Origin of the sequence: Paenibacillus intestini (assembly GCF_030803945.1) — a bacterium.
In the GTDB taxonomy this organism is placed as follows: Bacteria; Bacillota; Bacilli; order Paenibacillales; family Paenibacillaceae; genus Paenibacillus; species Paenibacillus polysaccharolyticus.
This window is the reverse complement of record NZ_JAURUN010000010.1, coordinates 1-18680: the sequence shown is the minus strand read 5'-3', so window position 1 is coordinate 18680 and position 18680 is coordinate 1. Positions and strand designations below refer to the sequence as shown.

Annotated in this window: 20 protein-coding genes; 18 read left to right on the top strand and 2 right to left on the bottom strand. The window is 47.3% G+C overall.

Features of this window, described 5'->3' with window-relative positions; genetic code table 11:
• Positions 1 to 239 precede the first annotated feature (239 nt).
• Complete coding sequence (locus tag J2T16_RS22435) at positions 240 to 2375, top strand: O-antigen ligase family protein (RefSeq protein WP_499019311.1); 2136 nt, start codon at positions 240 to 242, stop codon at positions 2373 to 2375.
• 49 nt (positions 2376 to 2424) lie between these two features.
• Here the strand turns inward: J2T16_RS22435 and J2T16_RS22430 are convergent, their stop codons facing one another.
• A complete protein-coding gene (locus tag J2T16_RS22430) occupies positions 2425 to 2799 on the bottom strand; it encodes a dehydrogenase (RefSeq protein WP_499019310.1) in 375 nt (124 codons plus the stop codon).
• A gap of 132 nt (positions 2800 to 2931) precedes the next feature.
• Between J2T16_RS22430 and uptA the strand changes: the two genes are divergently transcribed.
• From uptA to J2T16_RS22350, 16 genes are all read left to right on the top strand, one after another.
• On the top strand, positions 2932 to 3549 hold the full coding sequence (gene uptA / locus J2T16_RS22425; protein ID WP_090924497.1) for an undecaprenyl phosphate transporter UptA: 618 nt from the start codon (positions 2932 to 2934) through the stop codon (positions 3547 to 3549).
• Positions 3549 to 4118 carry a thioredoxin family protein gene (locus J2T16_RS22420; protein ID WP_154891714.1) on the top strand — a complete coding sequence of 190 codons (570 nt, stop codon included), beginning with the start codon at positions 3549 to 3551 and terminating at the stop codon, positions 4116 to 4118. Before uptA ends, J2T16_RS22420 begins: the two co-directional genes overlap by 1 nt.
• Positions 4119 to 4123: 5 nt before the next feature.
• Complete coding sequence (locus J2T16_RS22415; protein ID WP_221788316.1) at positions 4124 to 4756, top strand: MBL fold metallo-hydrolase; 633 nt, start codon at positions 4124 to 4126, stop codon at positions 4754 to 4756.
• 743 nt (positions 4757 to 5499) lie between these two features.
• Complete coding sequence (gene sigY / locus J2T16_RS22410; RefSeq protein WP_499019309.1) at positions 5500 to 6054, top strand: RNA polymerase sigma factor SigY; 555 nt, start codon at positions 5500 to 5502, stop codon at positions 6052 to 6054.
• 1 nt (position 6055) lies between these two features.
• The gene (locus J2T16_RS22405) at positions 6056 to 6394 is read left to right on the top strand and encodes a YxlC family protein (RefSeq protein WP_090924501.1); all 339 of its coding nucleotides are present in this window, start codon (positions 6056 to 6058) and stop codon (positions 6392 to 6394) included.
• Positions 6387 to 6611 carry a hypothetical protein gene (locus J2T16_RS22400; protein WP_499019308.1) on the top strand — a complete coding sequence of 75 codons (225 nt, stop codon included), beginning with the start codon at positions 6387 to 6389 and terminating at the stop codon, positions 6609 to 6611. Before J2T16_RS22405 ends, J2T16_RS22400 begins: the two co-directional genes overlap by 8 nt.
• Before the next feature lie 161 nt (positions 6612 to 6772).
• On the top strand, positions 6773 to 7156 hold the full coding sequence (locus J2T16_RS22395) for an ATPase (protein WP_090924503.1): 384 nt from the start codon (positions 6773 to 6775) through the stop codon (positions 7154 to 7156).
• Between the two features lie 173 nt (positions 7157 to 7329).
• Complete coding sequence (gene gatC, locus J2T16_RS22390) at positions 7330 to 7617, top strand: Asp-tRNA(Asn)/Glu-tRNA(Gln) amidotransferase subunit GatC (RefSeq protein ID WP_090924504.1); 288 nt, start codon at positions 7330 to 7332, stop codon at positions 7615 to 7617.
• A gap of 27 nt (positions 7618 to 7644) precedes the next feature.
• Positions 7645 to 9102, top strand: a complete 1458-nt coding sequence (gatA, locus tag J2T16_RS22385; RefSeq protein WP_154985137.1) for an Asp-tRNA(Asn)/Glu-tRNA(Gln) amidotransferase subunit GatA — start codon at positions 7645 to 7647, stop codon at positions 9100 to 9102.
• A 26-nt stretch (positions 9103 to 9128) separates the two neighbouring features.
• Positions 9129 to 10568, top strand: coding sequence for an Asp-tRNA(Asn)/Glu-tRNA(Gln) amidotransferase subunit GatB (gatB, locus tag J2T16_RS22380; protein WP_499019307.1), 1440 nt, complete (start codon positions 9129 to 9131; stop codon positions 10566 to 10568).
• A gap of 135 nt (positions 10569 to 10703) precedes the next feature.
• Entirely contained in the window at positions 10704 to 11171 is a 468-nt protein-coding gene (locus J2T16_RS22375; protein ID WP_336121883.1) for a GNAT family N-acetyltransferase, read from the top strand.
• A 33-nt stretch (positions 11172 to 11204) separates the two neighbouring features.
• Complete coding sequence (locus tag J2T16_RS22370) at positions 11205 to 11915, top strand: MgtC/SapB family protein (RefSeq protein WP_090924508.1); 711 nt, start codon at positions 11205 to 11207, stop codon at positions 11913 to 11915.
• Between the two features lie 150 nt (positions 11916 to 12065).
• Positions 12066 to 12668 (top strand): hypothetical protein, encoded by a 603-nt coding sequence (locus tag J2T16_RS22365; RefSeq protein ID WP_499019306.1) that lies wholly within the window; start codon positions 12066 to 12068, stop codon positions 12666 to 12668.
• A gap of 31 nt (positions 12669 to 12699) precedes the next feature.
• Entirely contained in the window at positions 12700 to 14121 is a 1422-nt protein-coding gene (locus tag J2T16_RS22360; RefSeq protein WP_499019304.1) for a DUF4097 family beta strand repeat-containing protein, read from the top strand.
• Between the two features lie 157 nt (positions 14122 to 14278).
• Positions 14279 to 14704 (top strand): peroxide-responsive transcriptional repressor PerR, encoded by a 426-nt coding sequence (perR, locus tag J2T16_RS22355; protein WP_090924521.1) that lies wholly within the window; start codon positions 14279 to 14281, stop codon positions 14702 to 14704.
• Between the two features lie 148 nt (positions 14705 to 14852).
• Complete coding sequence (locus tag J2T16_RS22350; RefSeq protein ID WP_499019303.1) at positions 14853 to 16583, top strand: glycosyl hydrolase family 18 protein; 1731 nt, start codon at positions 14853 to 14855, stop codon at positions 16581 to 16583.
• A 247-nt stretch (positions 16584 to 16830) separates the two neighbouring features.
• On the opposite strand, the gene J2T16_RS22345 is transcribed toward J2T16_RS22350, so the two are convergent.
• Positions 16831 to 17208, bottom strand: a complete 378-nt coding sequence (locus tag J2T16_RS22345) for a DUF2614 family zinc ribbon-containing protein (RefSeq protein WP_499019302.1) — start codon at positions 17206 to 17208, stop codon at positions 16831 to 16833.
• A gap of 131 nt (positions 17209 to 17339) precedes the next feature.
• Between J2T16_RS22345 and J2T16_RS22340 the strand changes: the two genes are divergently transcribed.
• Complete coding sequence (locus tag J2T16_RS22340) at positions 17340 to 18218, top strand: nucleotidyltransferase-like protein (RefSeq protein ID WP_499019301.1); 879 nt, start codon at positions 17340 to 17342, stop codon at positions 18216 to 18218.
• Positions 18219 to 18680 lie beyond the last annotated feature (462 nt).

Sequence of the window (18680 nt, the reverse complement as noted above, 5' to 3'; positions counted from 1 at the left end):
CCTCTGACGGATCAGAATTCGTGGGAGTGAGTATGAATGTGGGCACAAGTAATCCTCCGAAAAACGGGGACTATTTCAGAGATCGGTACAATACATATAACGATATAGCCAGTCCACGTCGTTTCTTGATCTCTGGGCATGGGATATCAGCGTCCAGTTGTGAGATTGAAATGGGGAGTAAGGGTAGTGAGAAGCGTAATCGTGAATCCAGATGGTGGATTGTAGTCTTAGGTTTAAGCATGGCAGCTATATTGCTGGCAGGATGTTTGCGAAGAGGATTGTACCATCCGGCCGACCTGTACCCCGTTATTCTGATGACTGGTGTTGTCGTGCTATTCTCTCTTGTGGTGTATAAACGAGGCGTACTGATAAGGGGAATTGATGGCATCGCCTCCGTTCGGTCGGAATCCACTCGGCTGGGAGTCGTAGATTTAGTGCATGTAGGATTTCCTTTGGCAATCATGGTGTGTTATGCCCTGCATGCTTGGGCAGGCTCGGTAAGTACGCAGGGCAGTATCCATGAGCTGTTGCGTTGGAGCTTGCTCGCGATGTTTGCCCTGCTCGCTGTGTTGCTGGCAGCGAGTAAGGGTGGTGTGCGCTGGCTAGCCTTTGGCTGGCAGCTGGCAGGCGGCGTGCTTGTGCTAAGCGGCATTTTAGCCGTGTGCGGTGTGCTGCCGCTGCCCTACGGGGTCATGCGGACAGCTGACCCCGAGATCAGCTCCGCCGGTGCCCGGCTCGGCGGATTGCTGCAGTACCCCAATGCGTACGGTGCCGTTGTTGGCATGTACGCATTGGAGCGGCTGACGGCCGCCGCGGGGGTGCTGGCCGGGCGAGCCGTCCCGGCACGCCGGCTCTTCGCGGCGGTGCTGCAGCTCATGCCCGCGCAAGCCGCGCTCCTGCTGAGCGAGTCGCGCGGCGCTTGGCTAGCGGCCGGCTGTGCCGCGGCCGCCGCCTTCTTGCAGCAGCGCGGTGCCCGCCTGCCGCTGCTGCTGGCCTTGGCCGCGCCCCTGGCCTGCGCGGCCTGGCTCTACCGCCAGCTGGCTGCTGCCCAGCTGGCGCCTGCACCCGTGCCCGGCCTGCTGGCACTGGCCGGGGCATGGGCAGCTGCGCTGCTCGGCACGCTGCTGCTGTGCCGTCTCTGGCACAGCGGCGGCCCAGCCGGGCGCGCCACTGCTCTCGCGGCCACCGTGCTGGCGTGCATCGCCGCCGCACTGATGGCCGCAGCCTCCACTGCCGAACGTTTCGCGGCGGGTGTCGGCACAGGGGCATCCCGCCTGCAGCTGTGGCGGGATGCCCTGCGGTTATGGACCGAGGCCTCATGGCTCGGCCACGGAGGGGATACATGGCGCAACATGTTCCGCGCCATCCAGTCCTCGCCGTATGTCGGCGGCGAGGTACACAGCGGGCTGCTCGATCTGGCCCTGGATACGGGCCTGCTCGGCATCGCGCTGATTGCAGGGTGGATATTCTTCACCCTGCGCAGTATCCGCCGCTTCGCACCGCGGCTACTGCCGCCCGTGCTTGTCTTCGTCCTGCATGGAATCTTGGACTTCGACTGGAGTTATGCACTCAGCTGGATGCTCTTCATCTGGCTCGCGGCATGGGCGGTTGCGCTGAGAATAGAAGCGGGGCCAGTCTCATCGCATCAACACTGTCTTACGAATGACAGGGTTGAGACCCACATCTATGCCTACGTTTGTAGCTACATCCGTACCTGGACTCGTACTTCGTTTTCTTACGTCATATCAGGTCACGTCAAACGATATGTAGTCGTATTTATGCTTACATGCTGGCTGGGAAGTACCGTCTGGATCACAGCACGTTACGCATGGGCAGATATGCAATATCGTCACGCACTGACTGAGCCAGTGGGAACAACAGAGAGTGCCCAGTATCTTCGATCAGCACATCGTTTGAATCCAAGTCGGCCTGATTTGGCGATTTCCCTTGCGCGTACGCTGCCTCAAGCGGAGGCCGAATTCATCTTATTGAATAGTTTGTCGCATTCACCTGGTAATCCTGATCTCTATGTGGAGCTCGGCCGATTAGAAGCCAAATCCGGAGAAGGGAAGCAAGCGGGGGGATATTTTATTTCAGCCATTACCCTTAATCGTTATGATGCTATAACCCAGAGAACGGTGCTCTATTGGATGGAACAGGCGACGATGCGTGAGTTTTCAGAAGGAAAAGTCCGACAAGCCCAAAAGACTGCGGCGCTAGGAATAGAAATATATGAACGTTACAAAGAGTTGGCATCACAGGTAAATACAGAACGAATGCGTAACGATCGTCGTTTTCAATTGCATCCTTCATCTTCGTTGACAGCAGAGAAGTTGCACAGAATTGCTGCGGGGTGCTTTTGCTTATCTAAGTAGGTCTTGAACAGGCGGACGAGAATGCTTTCGCCGGCCTGTTCAAACTTTTCTACAGACGGTAACCACCAAAGGCATGTTTGAAAGCTTCTTTCAGCGGTTCAACCTCAACGTCCCAGAGCGCAGCAATATCTGCGCTGACTTCGTTATTCCACCATTCGCACAGTTTTTTACGATCATTGCGGTTTTCTCCGATCCAGAGCAGATTCGCAATAACTTTGGCGTAGTATTTTTCCTCGGCCTGTTTCATACGTTCTGGAGAGATATACAATTTCAACCGCTTGGATGTCCGGTATAATTCCTTGCTGCAGGCACGGCGAATGCCTCGGGCGGAGGGTAAATTTTGGCCGGATTGCTTATGCTTGACCGGGGGAGACCCGGGCGCAGATTTAAATGACACGTTCCCACACTCCTCTCCCCATACCATATGCGGAGTAGTGCCTGCGGGACACTGTCCCGTTCTCGCAAGTAGCCACGTTCAGGGGGCTGTGATAAAATAAGGACGAACATCCATGGTGCGACAGGGCACCACCATTCAGGAAAAAGAAAGAGGGTTGAGATGGACGTTATTCATAGCATTGTCAGCCAATTATTCGACTGGATTCAAAGTCTCGGATACTTTGGCATCATGCTCGGGTTAATGCTGGAGGTTATCCCAAGTGAAATTGTGCTGGCATATGGTGGTTTTCTCGTTTCTCAGCATAACATTAACTTCTTCGGTGCGATGATTTTTGGTACAGTGGGCGGAGTGCTGGCTCAGCTGTTTATTTACTGGATCGGTCGTTATGGCGGCAGACCTGTACTTGAGCGCTACGGTAAATACATATTGATCCAGAAAAAACACATCGATCATTCTGAAGAGTGGTTCCGCAAATACGGCACAGGTGTTATTTTCACTGCGCGATTTGTTCCGGTCGTAAGACATGCGATTTCGATTCCGGCTGGCATCACGAAAATGCACACAGGCAAATTCATTCTGCTGACCACACTCGCTGTTATACCTTGGACTGCATTGTTTATATATTTAGGGATGATTCTCGGAGATCAGTGGAAGCATGTAGATGAGAAAGCGGCCCCGTTTATTACGCCGATTCTGCTTGTCGCCCTTGCTCTTATGATTATTTATGTTGTTATCAAATGGATGAATGTACGTAAAAAGAGAGGAAGTGTGAAGTAATGTCCAAACCTAACTTGTCTCACAAATTCGGTAAAGGTTTGCCACCGAAGGAATTTATCGCAAGTATGACCAAAAACCAAAGTGAGTTTCAGACGAACTATGACAGCTTTGTCTGGGCAAGCGAAGAGGATCGTGAGTTTTTCGAAAGTCTGAACTATCGTGACGACCTTCGTGTACTGATTCTGGCAGCCGATTGGTGCGGTGACGTTGTGCGTAATATTCCGGTCGTATTTCAGGCGCTGGAGATTTCAGGCATTCCGACTGAAGTTCTGATTATGGAAAATCATCCGGATGTGATGGATGAATTCCTGACGATGGGTGGCCGTTCTGTGCCGATTGTGATCGTAGCAGATACAGGCGGACATGTGCTTGGTCAATGGGGGCCGCGCCCACAACACGTACAAGAGGTCATGGTTGAGTTCAAACGACTGAATCCTGATCGTGAAGCTGCAGACTACCAAGACAACATGGCCGAAGCGCGCAAAGAGATTTTGAAACGTTATGGGGAAGGAACGGAGTCCCATGCAGTGATCATTCGTGAGCTGCGTGAACTGATTTCGGGTTTTTAATTCATATGCTTAACATTCGTACATTTACGCTCGGTCCGTTGCAAACCAATGCCTACCTGTTACAGGGCGAGGACCCGGGTAAAGCTGTTATAGTTGACCCAGGCATGAATCCTGGACCGCTACTCAAGGCTATTCAGGATCTGGAGATTGAAGCGATTCTTCTGACCCATGCTCATTTCGATCATATCGGCGGTGTGGAGGAGATTCGTAAGCTGAAGAGCTGTCCCGTCTACTTGCATGATCTGGAAAGTGACTGGCTGACTACGGCCAAGTTGAACGGGTCGTTGAATTGGCCGCAAGTCACACCACCGATCACGGCGAATCCGGCAGAGTTTGCCTTGGATGAAGGTCAAAAGCTGCAATTGATTGGTCACACGTTTCAGGTATACCATACGCCAGGACATTCTCCAGGTAGTGTCAGTCTCCTTTGCGAAAATGATCTGTTTGCTGGAGATGTGTTGTTCCGCATGGGCGTAGGCAGAACGGACCTCACAGGTGGACGTGAACGCGATCTGGTGGACTCCATTCAGAATAAGTTGTATCGTTTCCCGGATGAGGTTAAGGTATATCCGGGACATGGCCCCAAAACAACGATAGGATATGAGAAACAGAATAATCCTTACGTTCCTGCCAGATAATTCGACAGAATATATGAATTAAGTCTGGACAAGTGTTAGCTTTTTCATTAGAATAGCAATTAGTTATTACAAGCGTTAAGGCATCACTTAACTAAAGCATTGAATAGAAATACCCTAACTTGCGAAGCACGCAGACTGTGGTCTATACCCGGTTTGCGTTCTTTTTTTGTTTTCAGCTTTTTTTAGCTGGATTTAGAAGAATATAAGGAATAAATATTCATAAGCGAGAGTGAGGGAGAACGATGTGGAGAAAATAAACATGTTTCAGCCGCAACAGCCAGAATACACATGTCTTGATGATCGACGACTTGAATTACATTCCGTCATGAATTCCGTTATTAAGGAAGCAGTTCATCAGAAAGCATACATACCTAATAGCAGTTTGAGTCCAATTCATAGAAATAAACATTCCCATTGGAGTGTAGGTCATCCTTATACTGACTCAGATCATTCCATTTTAAGAAAAGCAAAGCAAGGCAGCTCTGAGCAGGGGTATTCTAAATTAGATCGCACTAAACCAGACCTCAACTTTCAGCAAAATATATGGACCAGTCGTGTGTTGCAGAACGGAGCCCGTGATCAGCGATGGTTCGACAAACTGCAAGATTACCGAAATGGAGTCTGATTGCCCGGGAAATTGTCGTATTCATATTACTCCAAAATCGAAACGATAAAGTCCTTCCCAAAAAAACATTTCATTTAGCGTTGAACGTTTGAACGGAGTCTATCGTATTACCTTTAGATTGAACAGAAAGCGGGTGATCATCATGATGAGAACGGCTGAATTGGAGGAAGTGCGCAGAGCGGCAGAGGGCGATGACAGTGCATTTGCATCACTACTACAGCGACATTACTCGTTTGTTTATAAATATCTTGTGAAAGTTACGATGGATCCTAATCTGGCTGAAGAGATTGTGCAGGACACCATGATTCGCTGTATGGAAAATATTCGGCGTTATGATGGTACATCAGCGTTTTCATCATGGATGATCACCATCGGAACCCGTATCTACATTGACAGAATCAGGCGAAAAAAGAGGGAGCAGAGCTGGCTTGACCTGATTCGCCATCAGGCTATCCGTCGTTTTCGCTGGCAACTCGAAAGTCGAAACGAGGAATGGACAGATGTGATGGACGCGATGACGAGGCTAACCCCTGAGCATCGTGTTACTGTGCTGCTGAAACATTATTATGGTTATAGTTACGATGAGATCGGCGATATGCTGGGCATACCTGCCGGAACGGCAAAGTCTCGGACAGCTTATGGTCTCCGTCAATTAAGAAAGGAGTTGGAATAACATGAGCAGATCGAATGAGTCACAGGACCAGGAAATCGTGCAGCGATTACAACAGTCTATGAAAGCACTGGATGATGTCTGTGAACCTGCTGATATTCCATCCTTGGCAACACTCGAATCCCGTGTAAGGGAACAAAGACGTATCAAGCGCAGAGCTAATCTGGTTGAGATCATCTGTTTCTGGCTTGTCGCGTTGATGGTAATTACACTGGCGACGTTGTTGTTTGTTTCTTCTCCTGCCGTGTATTTGGGTATACAAGTTCTGGGCACAGTCATTGCAGTTATAGCAGCTGCATTATGGTTGGTCCGGCACCGGAAGGAGACGATGCATCATGAATAGATTGCATTATTCGTTAGCAGAGATTCCTCCGGTTTTGCTTGTATTCCTTGCGTTTCTGTTGTTGTTTCAAGGAACCTGGATTTTTCTGGACGCACGTAAACGAGGTCGTTTTCCTTGGTTATGGGGATTGTGGGGCATTACTAGTGTTCCAGGTCCACTGTTAATTTACTGGTTAGTTGTCATTCGTACAGACATGAAACGACACAGCAAGAAGTGAACATAACAGATGATATGGGAACGATCGGGGTTGTCATGAGGAAAACTCCAAAAGATTTTGCACAAATATGTTGTTTAAATCTAGTATTCCTAGACATCGTTATTCTTTTCTAGTAGACTATACAAATAAATATGAATGATAGACTACCAGGAGGTTAGGCGATGCTACGATTAGGAGAGAAAGTTGTCATCGTCGCGGATGCGTTTGAGCAGAATCTTCCTGTGGGGGAATATGGATACATCATCGCTTATGACCGGAATCCGGACAATGCGTTCGATTACGTGCTTCGAGTGCCGTTGGTTAATCGGAACTTTTTTGTTCCATCCGGCGACATCGATCTGGAAGAGGTTCTGCTGAAGCAGGAAGCTGAGCGGGTCGAGCGAGAAGCGTTGATAGATTACGCCCTTGCGACACATAATGAGAAGCTGTTTCATCAACTGATGAACGGGGAGCCTCAAGCTGTGGAAGAGGAAGAAGAAACCGCGATTGATGTAATGTCTCAGGCGGATTTTATAAAGCAGGTTAATCTGCGTGCATGGATTTAAGGACTAGTATTTCAGGAGTCGGCTAATGCCGGCTCCTTTTTTGCATTTGCATTGAATTGTCGAACTAACTCACCTATAATGAGAAAAGTTATCTTGGGACTTTAGCCCGTTAAACGAACGCTTCGTTTGCAGGTTTGTCTCAGGCAAAGAACGATTGAAGGAGGCATCCGGTAATGAGTATTTCGAACAATGACGTTCAGCATGTGGCCAAGTTGGCTCGGCTCAATCTAACTGCTGAAGAAGAACAGACGCTGACAGGTCAACTGAACGCGATCTTAAAATATGCAGAGAAGCTGAACGAGCTGGACACGGACAATATTGAGCCAACAACTCACGTTTTGCATGTCAGCAACGTGATGCGTGAGGATGAAACCAAGGAAAGCCTGTCCATAGAACAGGTGATGCACAACGCACCAGATGAAGAAGATGGGCAGTTTAAAGTGCCTGCTGTGATGGAATAACGGATAATTGGAAGGAGGACAAGCACTGTGAGTTTATTTGAACAATCGTTGCCTGAGTTACATAACAAACTGCACGCCAAAGAACTATCGGTCAGTGATCTGGTCGATCAGGCGTATCAGAATATCGGCGCGCATGACGACAAAGTGAAGGCTTATTTGACACTGGACGAGGAGAACGCACGCGCACGCGCTCGTCAACTGGATGACCGACTTGTCAGTGGTGAAGAGAAAGGTTTGCTGTTTGGCTTGCCCGTGGGTATCAAAGATAATATCGTGACGAACGGACTGCGTACGACTTGCGGAAGTCAGTTCCTTCGCAATTTCGACCCGGTGTATGATGCAACGGTTGTCGAGAAGCTCAAAGCAGCGGATACCGTAACCTTGGGCAAACTGAATATGGACGAATTTGCCATGGGTGGTTCCAACGAGAACTCCAGCTTCTCACCTGTGCATAATCCATGGGCACTTGATCGTGTTCCGGGTGGTTCCTCAGGTGGTTCTGCTGCAGCGGTTGCTGCGGGAGAAGCGTACTTCACACTTGGATCAGACACGGGCGGTTCTATTCGTCAGCCTGCTTCCTATTGCGGAATTGTCGGTTTAAAGCCTACTTATGGACTGGTTTCCCGTTTTGGCTTGGTGGCCTTTGCGTCATCCCTCGACCAAATCGGTCCTTTGACCAAAAATGTAGAAGATTCTGCTTATGTATTGCAAGCCATTGCCGGTTATGATGCCAAAGATTCGACATCTGCCAAGGTGGATATCCCGGATTATTTGAGCGGACTGACAGGTGATGTCAAGGGATTGCGTATTGCCGTACCGAAGGAGTACATCGGTGAAGGCGTTGACCCGCAAGTAAAAGAGAAAGTTCTTGCCGCACTGAATGTGCTGGAAGGCCTTGGAGCGACATGGGAAGAAGTGTCTCTGCCGCATACCGAATATGCAGTAGCTACCTATTACCTGCTTGCTTCTTCTGAAGCTTCTTCCAACTTGGCTCGTTTTGACGGTGTACGTTACGGTGTGCGTGCGGACAATCCGGAGAATTTGCTGGATCTGTACCACCAGTCTAGAAGTCAGGGCTTTGGTCCGGAAGTAAAACGGCGTATTATGCTCGGAACCTATGCACTTAGCTCCGGTTACTATGATGCGTATTATTTGAAAGCTCAGAAAGTACGTACATTGATCAAACAGGACTTCGATGATGTTTTTGCCAAGTATGACGTGATTATCGGACCTACTGCACCTACAACGGCATTTAAGATGGGGTCTCAGGTAGACAATCCGCTTACGATGTACCTGAACGACATTCTGACGATTCCAGTCAGTCTGGCGGGTGTTCCAGCGGTCAGCATTCCTTGCGGATTCGCAGACGGACTGCCTGTTGGTTTGCAGATTATCGGTAAAGCTTTTGATGAAACAACCGTACTGCGCGTAGCGCATGCGTATGAACAAAATACAGCATTCCACAAGCAGCGTCCGCAGCTGTAGACTGCCCGGAACGGAGGTAATTAGAAATGTCCGCATCTAAATATGAAACGGTCGTTGGACTCGAAGTCCACGTGGAGTTGCATACCAACTCCAAAATTTTCTGTGGCTGCTCTACTGCTTTTGGAGCTCCGCCTAATACACACACCTGTCCGGTCTGTCTCGGACACCCGGGCGTATTGCCTGTGCTGAACCGTCAGGCCGTTGACTATGCGATGAAAGCCGCAATGGCTCTCAACTGCACAATCGCCGATGTCAGCAAGTTTGACCGTAAAAACTACTTCTACCCGGATTCACCTAAAGCGTATCAGATATCACAATTTGATCGGCCGATTGGTGAGAATGGCTGGATTGATATCGAAGTCAACGGAGAAACGAAACGGATCGGTATCACGCGTCTGCATCTGGAAGAGGATGCAGGAAAGCTCACACACGTAGATGGTGGTTATGCCTCACTTGTGGACTTTAACCGTGTCGGAACTCCTTTGGTCGAGATTGTATCCGAACCCGAGATTTCTTCTCCCGAAGAAGCGCGTGCGTATTTGGAAAAACTTCGTGCGATCATGCAGTACTGTGATGTTTCTGATGTGAAGATGGAAGAGGGGTCACTTCGTTGTGATGCCAACATCAGCTTGCGTCCACATGGTCAGGAGAAACTGGGCACTCGGGCGGAGCTAAAAAATATGAACTCCTTCCGTGGTGTACAGCGCGGTCTGGAATATGAACAATATCGTCAAGCCGAGATTCTCGATGACGGCGGAGAAGTTGTTCAAGAGACACGCCGCTGGGATGAAGCTCAGGGCAAAACCTTGTCGATGCGTGGCAAAGAGCAAGCGCATGACTATCGTTACTTCCCAGACCCGGATCTGGTAAAACTGCATATTGATGCCGAATGGAAGGAACGCATCAGAGCTTCCATTCCTGAACTGCCGGATCAGCGTAAAGCCCGGTACACTGCGGATTACAGTCTGCCTAGTTATGATGCCGAGGTTATCACCTCTTCCAAAGCGATTGCAGACCTGTTTGAAGACAGTCTGAAATATACCCAGGATGCCAAATCCGTTTCCAACTGGATTATGGGTGACCTGCTTGGTTATCTTAACACCAATAACCTTGAAGTAACGCAAGTTCCGCTGACGGGGCAAGGACTCGGTGAGATGATCGGATTGTTGGAGAAAGGCACCATCAACAGCAAAATCGCTAAAACGGTATTTAAGGAAATGCTGGAAAGCGGCAAGCTTCCACAACAGATCGTTGAAGAAAAAGGACTTGTACAAATCAGTGACGAAGGAGCGATCCTCGCCATTGTTGAGCAGGTCGTTGCGAACAATCCGCAATCTGTCGAGGATTACAAGGCTGGCAAACAAAAGGCCATCGGTTTCCTTGTAGGTCAGGTCATGAAAGAAAGTAAAGGCAAGGCGAATCCGGCCCTTGCTAATCAACTGCTCGCAGATGTATTGAACCGCTAATCCTTCCAGTGAGGTCGGACAGAAAGAGGCTCGTCCCTGTGACAGCCTCTTTTTTGGTATAAAGAATTCTGACGCACCGTGTTATTTAGGTTTTAACGGTTTATGAAGTCTGATACGGAGGAGCTGTGCTTAACCATGAGTATTCAAACATTGTCACTACGCGATGAAGATATGTTGGCCCAATTGTGGAGGTTGCAACATATGGCTTACCGATTGGAAGCAAAGATTATCGGATTTCAAGACATTCCACCTTTGCTTGATACGGTGGAAACATTACAGAACTGCGGGGAAACATTTTACGGATGTGTTGATAAGCAGGATGGAGAGTTGCTTGGCGCAGTGGCTGTGATGGAGGAAGAACGGGACACACTAACCATCACACGTATGATGGTACATCCCAACCACTTTCGCAAAGGGATCGCCGCTTCATTAATGAAGCATGTCTTCGAACAACATCCCGATCTGCCACGTTATATCGTATGCACAGGAACGCTGAATATAGCAGCGGTGAATCTATATATGAAGTTTGGATTTAAACCTGTCGATGCTGCAGAGATCGCACCTGGAGTGGAATTAACGACATTTCATAAGAATAAGCTTTAAGCATGTGAACAACTTAGAGGAGGAACTAGAACGTTGAGCAATCCTTGGTTTATTGATGAATGGCATATTTTGCTTCGTTTATTGCTGGCAATGCTGCTTGGTGGACTCGTCGGGCTGGAACGTGAGCGTTCCAATCATGCTGCTGGACTACGAACTCATATTTTGGTTTGTCTTGGATCGGCGCTGATTATGATGCTGTCTATTTATGGTTTTAAAGATTTTGCACATGAATTAAACGTGCGGATTGATCCTGCGCGTCTGGCTACAGCAGTAATCACCGGTGTCGGTTTCTTAGGAGCAGGTACAATTCTTTTCACAGGTAAGTCCATAACGGGACTCACAACCGCAGCGTCGATATGGGTGGTTGCCGCGATAGGTCTTGCCTCAGGGGCTGGCTTCTTTTTTGCCTCCATCGTTTCCACCGTGCTGGTACTCTTAAATCTTTGGGTTTTTAACAAATTAGAGCTGAGGTATTTGCGCGGCAATAAGCTGCATGTCATTACCCTTCATACCTTGTCCGAACCAGGGACATTAGAGAAGGTCTCGTCTTTTATGGAACAGGAAAAGATCAGAGTTCGTAAGATTACCGTGAATGAACCAGATTTGGCTTTTGCAGAAGTTGTATCCGTTGAGCGGAAAATAGAAATTGTACTGCATGTGCAAGTGCCGCATGACTTTAAGACAATACAGATTGTCTCCAAGTTAAGACAGTGGGAACACATGACCAAAGTGTCGATTGAATAAAGGAATTCTTAACCCTCTGAGCGCTGGCATCGCAGAGGGTTTTTCTTAATATCCATTTTAATTCCAGTTACTCTTCAGGCGCTTTAGGGTACTATCTAACCAAATGCATGATGAGAGGTAACGGTCATTTTTTGGAGAAAGGAGCATGTTATGAAGAAGGGGAAGGGCCATACAGATCGCGCAAGAAGAGGAAAGACTAGGAAACCCAAGAAGGTGCGGAATAAAACACATAAGTTTATTGCGGGGCTTTTAAGTGCCATTGTTCCGGGCTTGGGACATATTTATTTACGTCTGTACATGCGCGGATTGACTTTTATTTTGCTTGTTTTGCTTGATTTGTCCGCTCTGTTATACTTCTCGTCCATCGGCATACAGATCAATGTACCTCTACTGATCTTGCTGGCTCTTTGTATTCCGGTGATTTATTTCTACAACGTATATGACGTATTGCAATCAGCTGATTGGGTTATGCTGCGCAGGCGACGGGCTGTAACGCAAGGCAATATGGACAAGCGGCTAGTTGGCGAACGATCTGAGCGGGATCGAATGATGGTGTGGGAACGTGGCATTTCGTTTGGCCTTCTGTTAATTGTGGGAGGTTCACTGATGGTGCTATTCTTCCGTAAACCACGCTGGTTTCAAGATCTGATTGCCATGTATGGCGGATATTCTTTTGCTATTCTGTTGATCGTAGGTGGCTTATTACTATTCGGCCGGGAATTTTGGGTTATGTTACGTAAGAAGAAATCATAGGGTACGGATGTGGACGGAAGGAGGGAAAAGAATGAACCGCAAAATCAGGGTAGGACGTTTTACGGCTGCTGCTCTAATAGCTACTGTTGGTGTACTGTTCATAATGGATAAACAGTGGGGCACAGACTACCTCTACGAATTCGTGGATTGGTGGCCATTTTTGCTTGTGGCTCTGGGTGTGGAATGGATTGTATTGTTCCTGTGGACACGCATGAGAAGTAAACGAGATTTAGATCGTTTGTCCACGCCCGATGAGCGCCCAAAAGCACGTTTTAGACCGGATGCCAAAGGCATTCTGGCCTCTTTGATTCTAACCGCTTCTGTATTTATTGTGACAGAACAAGATCACTACATGCATCTGTGGAACCGCGTCAGTCTTAATCTGGGAGCTGCCTCAATGGACTACAGTCAGGCTGCAGGTTATAAGGAAGATAAGGTCACGATCGGAGTTCCTGTCCGTATGGATACTTCGGATATCGTGGTCGAAGGTGTGAACGGAGATATAACAATCCAGCGGGGAGATACGGATGAGATTAAAGTGAATACCGTTGTCTGGGTCGACCAAGCATCTGAAGTCCAGGCCAAGGCAGTAGCCGCGGCTTCTTTTGTAGAAGCGGAAGGGGATAAGGTCATTCATATTAAAGCGACAGGTAAGGCGTATGGTGAAAATGAAAAAACGCAACCACGCATGAATATGACGATCACCATTCCAGACGACCGCCGTTTCAATCTGGATATCCGCACATCGAATGGTGCCATTTTGTTAAACCGTCCTGAAGCCATCAAGACCATTCTTGCCGAGACAGGCAATGGACGAATTCGGATTACGAATGCGGTTGGCGATATCTCGGGGAAAACGCTCAACGGGGACGTAATCGTAGCGAACGCTATAGGCAACGTGGACATGGATAGCAACCGTGGCGATATGAAAGCACGTGGTGTTTCGGGAGATGTAGATTTAACCACGCAAGTGGGAAATGTCAGCATTACAGACTCTTTTGGCGAGTTTTCAGCTGAAACCCGGAATGGCAATATTACACTGGATGGTGCTAATCTGGGCGTGAAAGCTCAGTCTCTGAATGGCAGTATTAACATTGTTTCCGCTAAAGTCGGTGGAGATTGGGATGTATATAGTGCAGTGGGAGCCATTAACGTTGTGATCCCTGAACGTGGTGATTATAGTCTGTCGGGCTCCAGCAGTTACGGTGATTTGAAGACGGATATGCCGTTCAACGTCAAAAACAAAACGATTGAAGGACAACTGGGTGAGGGAGAATACAGAATCAAAATTGAAGGAAATAGTGATCTGACGGTAGAACGTAATCCGGCAGTTTCTACACCGGAATCCATATTGCAAGAGTCTGTGGAAACAAATGGGGAAGGACAGCAGACGACAGGTGAAGGTCAGAATTCCCAAGAGGATACGACCGAAGTTCCTGCATCGCCGCGTTGACAATAAACTTGCAATCGCCGTACAATAAATGTACACTGGCAAGGTTACATGACGTCAAAGAGCGTTTGTCGTTGTGTACAGCCGGGAAATTATACTCTGTATGACAGCGAAGATTCATTTTTTCAAACAGAGAATGAAAGGTAAGGCGGTGGGCTTTATGGCAACACGTGTCCAACATGCGTTGGAGCAGCTCAAAACGACCGGTGTCCGTATTACACCCCAGCGTCATGCCATATTAAACTATTTGATGGAATCGATGGGGCATCCGACAGCCGATGAGATTTACAAGGCACTTGAACCCCAATTCCCTAGTATGAGCGTGGCGACCGTATATAACAATTTGAAAATGTTTCTGGAAGCCGGTATGGTTCGGGAACTGACTTACGGAGATAATTCAAGCCGTTTTGATGCCAATGTAACGGATCATTATCATGTGATATGTGACCAGTGTGGCAAGATTGAAGACTTCAGTTATCCATCGTTAAAGAGTGTGGAGCTTCAGGCTGAGTCAAGCACGGGATTTGAGGTACATGGTCACCGATTGGAAGTATATGGTGTGTGCAAAAGTTGCAGGCATCAATAGAGATGATTTACAATATTAACGTGTGGAATTCAGTATGGATTCTTCACGTTTTTTATTTATACAGAGTTCTGAGAAAAACATCCATGTGAATATATCCATGATTTTTGGGATGTTTACCATCATCTATGGAATTAACGGAGGTAGTCGTTTGGGTAGAAAAAGCAAATATACACGTCATAAACGACGTTCATTTTGGCCAGGGTTACTTGGTGCATGTTTGGTGGCAGGTGGTGCCTATTGGCTTATTACCAGCGTATGGTTGAATAAGGTCTATGAGGACCCGGATTGGCTCGGGAGAAATCAGCCTATTTTTGTAGATGGACAGCTTATGGATGAGGATGCTTCCGGCACAGGTGGTCAGCTTAAACTGCCCGTGAAAGTGTTGCAAGAAACAATAGATCCGGGAATACGATACGAACCTGACTCGGGGGATATCATCATCGCTTCTCCGCAGAGAGTGTTGCATATGAAAGAGGGCAGTACCCAGGCTGAACTGAATCATCAAAATTATCCGCTGAAAGTAAAGCCGGAGGTAAAGTCTAATGAGGCGTATATTCCCCTTCAACCGTTGAAGGAGGTGTACGGGCTGACCGTTCAGGAAGATCCGACAACAGGAGCCGTTATTTTGATGCGCGGTGGAGATATGATCCAATATGCAACGATTGATACGTTGTCATCCAAAGAAGATCAGACCGTTCCTCTGTATAAGAGCGGAGAAGAGTCGTCACCCATTCTCACGGATATGAAGCAGAATGTAAGAGTGCGGGTGTGGCAGACTGGAACAGATCAGAGCTTTGTGCAGATGGATAACGGTTATGCCGGTTATGTAGATAATGATCATCTTGTTCTAGGTGAGAAAAAGACGCTGGACATACCGAAGTTTACACCTACTGCGGCGGAGAAAAAGTGGAAAAACAAACCGGTGAATCTGGTATGGGAGGCTGTCTACAATCGTCAGCCTGACGTAAGCTCTATTGGCAAGATGCCTGGGGTAAACGTAGTGAGCCCGACATGGTTCCATATTACGGATGGCAATGGCTCAGTGAAAAGCAAAGGAGACCAAGCCTATGTGAACTGGGCGAAGCGTTCAGGGATGGAAGTATGGGGATTGATGGATAACAGTTTCGATCCAGACATCACGAAGGAGGCACTGTCTACCTACGCCAAACGTACACACATCATTGAACAAATGCTGGACTATGCTAAAACGTTCCGGCTGGATGGTATTAATATCGACTTTGAAAATGTATATACCAAAGATGGAGCGAATGTTACCCAGTTTGTACGTGAAATGAAGGCGATGGCTCGTATTCACGGCCTGATGTTATCAGTGGATGTTACGCCAAAATCAAATAGTGAAATGTGGTCTGCGTTTTTGGATCGTCGTGGATTAGGAGCTTTTGCCGATTATATTGTCGTGATGGCGTATGACGAGCACTGGGCAGCCAGTCCAAAAGCAGGTTCTGTTGCCTCACTGCCATGGACCGAGTCCTCGATGCGCCGCATACTGGAAGAAGATGAAGTGCCTTCAGACAAGCTGATTATGGCCGTTCCTTTATATACACGGATTTGGACTGAAAAAGCGAATGAGCAGGGAGAGATCAAAGTTTCCTCCAAAGCGGTAGGTATGAATTCCGTGCAGGAGTTAATTAAAGAGAAGAAACTCAAGCCTGTTCTGGATCAAGCAAGCGGACAAAACTATGTAGAGTATAAGGAAGATGGCGCTGTCAAAAAAATCTGGATCGAAGATGCAGTATCCTTACAAGCAAGGGTAGATCTTATTTCTTCGTTGAAACTGGGCGGAGTAGCTGCATGGAATAGAAGCTTTGCTAATACATCGGCATGGGAAACACTCAAAGAGGCTGGTTATTCTAAATAAATTAGAATAAATCGAACTTATTATTCTCATCATTTTCCATATCCAAAAAGACCCGGTAAAGATACCGGGTCTTTTTGTTGGGACGACTACTGTTTCAGAACGTGTTAACAACAGATACACCTGCAACTATGCGCTACAAACCGCGCTGGATACCGTGTAGCCACCTTGTAGGTTGAGTACAAAGTTTAAGAGTGTACGGTGAAGGTTTATGGACAAAATGCATTAATGGGATTTTGGCGCCTGTGAGTTACTTGGAAGGCGCGGCTGGTGGAGTAGCTGGTTCCACAGGTGGACTCATCGTATTGGCTTTGTTCGGGTCCATCGTTAGAATCGTATGACAGAACATGCAACGATCTGTTTTACCCAGCATCTTCGTTAACTTGCCGCATTCTGGACAATCGACCTGCACAGCACTGGTTGAGAGCATGCCTGCCCAAAAATAAATGATCAAACTGCCCAGCATGGCAACAAGCCCGATTACAAGGCCGACCGCTGCGATGACCTTTCCGGCATGTCCCCAGAATACAATTCCGGCTGTGCCGAGTATCATTAGGCCCATTCCTAGCATGGTTAACAGCAATCCCCAAGTGCGAAAAGCATTAATTTTTGCTGATTTAAAAATCATAAAAAATGCTCCTATCGTATGAGTAGTATCGGACCTGAAAAAGAAGGAAACATTGTATATCATGTCGAATTACATTATAACTGACTTGGCGCTAAACTGCCATGAATTGTATAAATTGTATGGAGGGAATCGTGGAATTAAAGAACCTTGCTTTTTTGTCCGAGCAGTCGGAAGAGACAGGGGCAGTTGGGGCTATCGCTTATTCCCACCCGGGAGAGCGATTCCACGGCTCCCTGATCCAGGATTTTGACTTGATGGTACTGATCGTGCATAACACAGATCAATCGATGTCAACGGTCGAACATTACAGATACGGAGATCTTCGTTATCAGTTGATCTATGTCAGCCAGTCTGATTTACAGATTACTGCGGTTACGGGAGAACATGATAATCTCATGCAATGCCTGATTGATGGGGAGATTATCTGGGAAACGGGCAACCAGATTAGCGATTTGAGAGAAGAGTTATCTTCGTTCGGGAACGAGTTGCGTGAGCAAAAACTGTTTCACGAGTTCACCAGTTTTCTAAGGATGTACGTTGAGGCGAAGCGTCATATCCAGCAGGGGCATGTTGTGGATGCCTATTACAATGCATTGGAGGCACTGGGAAGTTGGGCAAGGATTGTGCTTATTGAACAGGGGATCTACCCTGATCATGCCGTCTGGACTCATGTGCAGCAATTAGATCGTGCATTATGGAAGCTGTATCAGGAGCTAACAGTAAGTTCTGAGACTTTGGAACAGCGCGTGGAGCTTGTATTGCTCGCTTGTGAGTTTTCTGTCATGTCGAAAATGGGAGAATGCTCTGAACTTCTGCTCCGTGTGATTAGAAGCCGAAAAGAGCCATGGAGTATTAATGAACTGGTTCATCATCCTCAATTAAGATTTGTTCGCAAGGACCTGCCGTTGGTACTTCGAAAACTTGTGTTTCGTTCTATAGTTAAAGAATCAGCTGGATGGCCCTCACTAGAAGGGGAAGGCCGGGAAATTCGCTATTGGATCGAGATTTGATTGATTCTATCAATGAGATAATGTGAAATGGTTTATAAAGGAGGGGGAACCTTCCTTTTTTGTTTGTTTAATAATTTATATGTTTAGGTGTTGACTCTGATCTGGAGATTATGGTACATTATATTTCGTTCCCCAAATGAGTGAATCATCATAAAATGACAAATTCAGTTGAGGAAAAGTGAAGAACATAAAGTGTTAGAAAAGAAATTCAAAAAAAGTTCTTGACGAAAACAAACGAAATGTGTTACATTATTCAAGTCGCCGCCGAAACTTGGTGAGGACGAGGAAGTAAGTAAAACAATCGTGTTTGATCTTTGAAAACTGAACAACGAGTGAGTAAACATTCTGCTTGCAGAATGATGTGAAAGTTTTTGGTACATGCCATCTGGCTGTATGAAAACTGGAACACAAATGAGATTTTTAATCTCGTCAGATTCAAAATGAGCTTATCGCTCTTTTCAA

Coding starts and splice junctions, on each gene's coding strand:
- uptA (WP_090924497.1), top strand. CDS start 2,932: ATGGACGTTATTCATAGCATTGTCAGCCAATTATTCGACTGGATTCAA.
- J2T16_RS22405 (WP_090924501.1), top strand. CDS start 6,056: ATGAGCAGATCGAATGAGTCACAGGACCAGGAAATCGTGCAGCGATTA.
- J2T16_RS22435 (WP_499019311.1), top strand. CDS start 240: ATGGCAGCTATATTGCTGGCAGGATGTTTGCGAAGAGGATTGTACCAT.
- gatB (WP_499019307.1), top strand. CDS start 9,129: ATGTCCGCATCTAAATATGAAACGGTCGTTGGACTCGAAGTCCACGTG.
- perR (WP_090924521.1), top strand. CDS start 14,279: ATGGCAACACGTGTCCAACATGCGTTGGAGCAGCTCAAAACGACCGGT.
- gatC (WP_090924504.1), top strand. CDS start 7,330: ATGAGTATTTCGAACAATGACGTTCAGCATGTGGCCAAGTTGGCTCGG.
- J2T16_RS22400 (WP_499019308.1), top strand. CDS start 6,387: ATGAATAGATTGCATTATTCGTTAGCAGAGATTCCTCCGGTTTTGCTT.
- J2T16_RS22365 (WP_499019306.1), top strand. CDS start 12,066: ATGAAGAAGGGGAAGGGCCATACAGATCGCGCAAGAAGAGGAAAGACT.
- J2T16_RS22360 (WP_499019304.1), top strand. CDS start 12,700: ATGAACCGCAAAATCAGGGTAGGACGTTTTACGGCTGCTGCTCTAATA.
- J2T16_RS22430 (WP_499019310.1), bottom strand. CDS start 2,799: ATGGTATGGGGAGAGGAGTGTGGGAACGTGTCATTTAAATCTGCGCCC.
- J2T16_RS22375 (WP_336121883.1), top strand. CDS start 10,704: ATGAGTATTCAAACATTGTCACTACGCGATGAAGATATGTTGGCCCAA.
- J2T16_RS22415 (WP_221788316.1), top strand. CDS start 4,124: ATGCTTAACATTCGTACATTTACGCTCGGTCCGTTGCAAACCAATGCC.
- J2T16_RS22345 (WP_499019302.1), bottom strand. CDS start 17,208: ATGATTTTTAAATCAGCAAAAATTAATGCTTTTCGCACTTGGGGATTG.
- J2T16_RS22420 (WP_154891714.1), top strand. CDS start 3,549: ATGTCCAAACCTAACTTGTCTCACAAATTCGGTAAAGGTTTGCCACCG.
- J2T16_RS22395 (WP_090924503.1), top strand. CDS start 6,773: ATGCTACGATTAGGAGAGAAAGTTGTCATCGTCGCGGATGCGTTTGAG.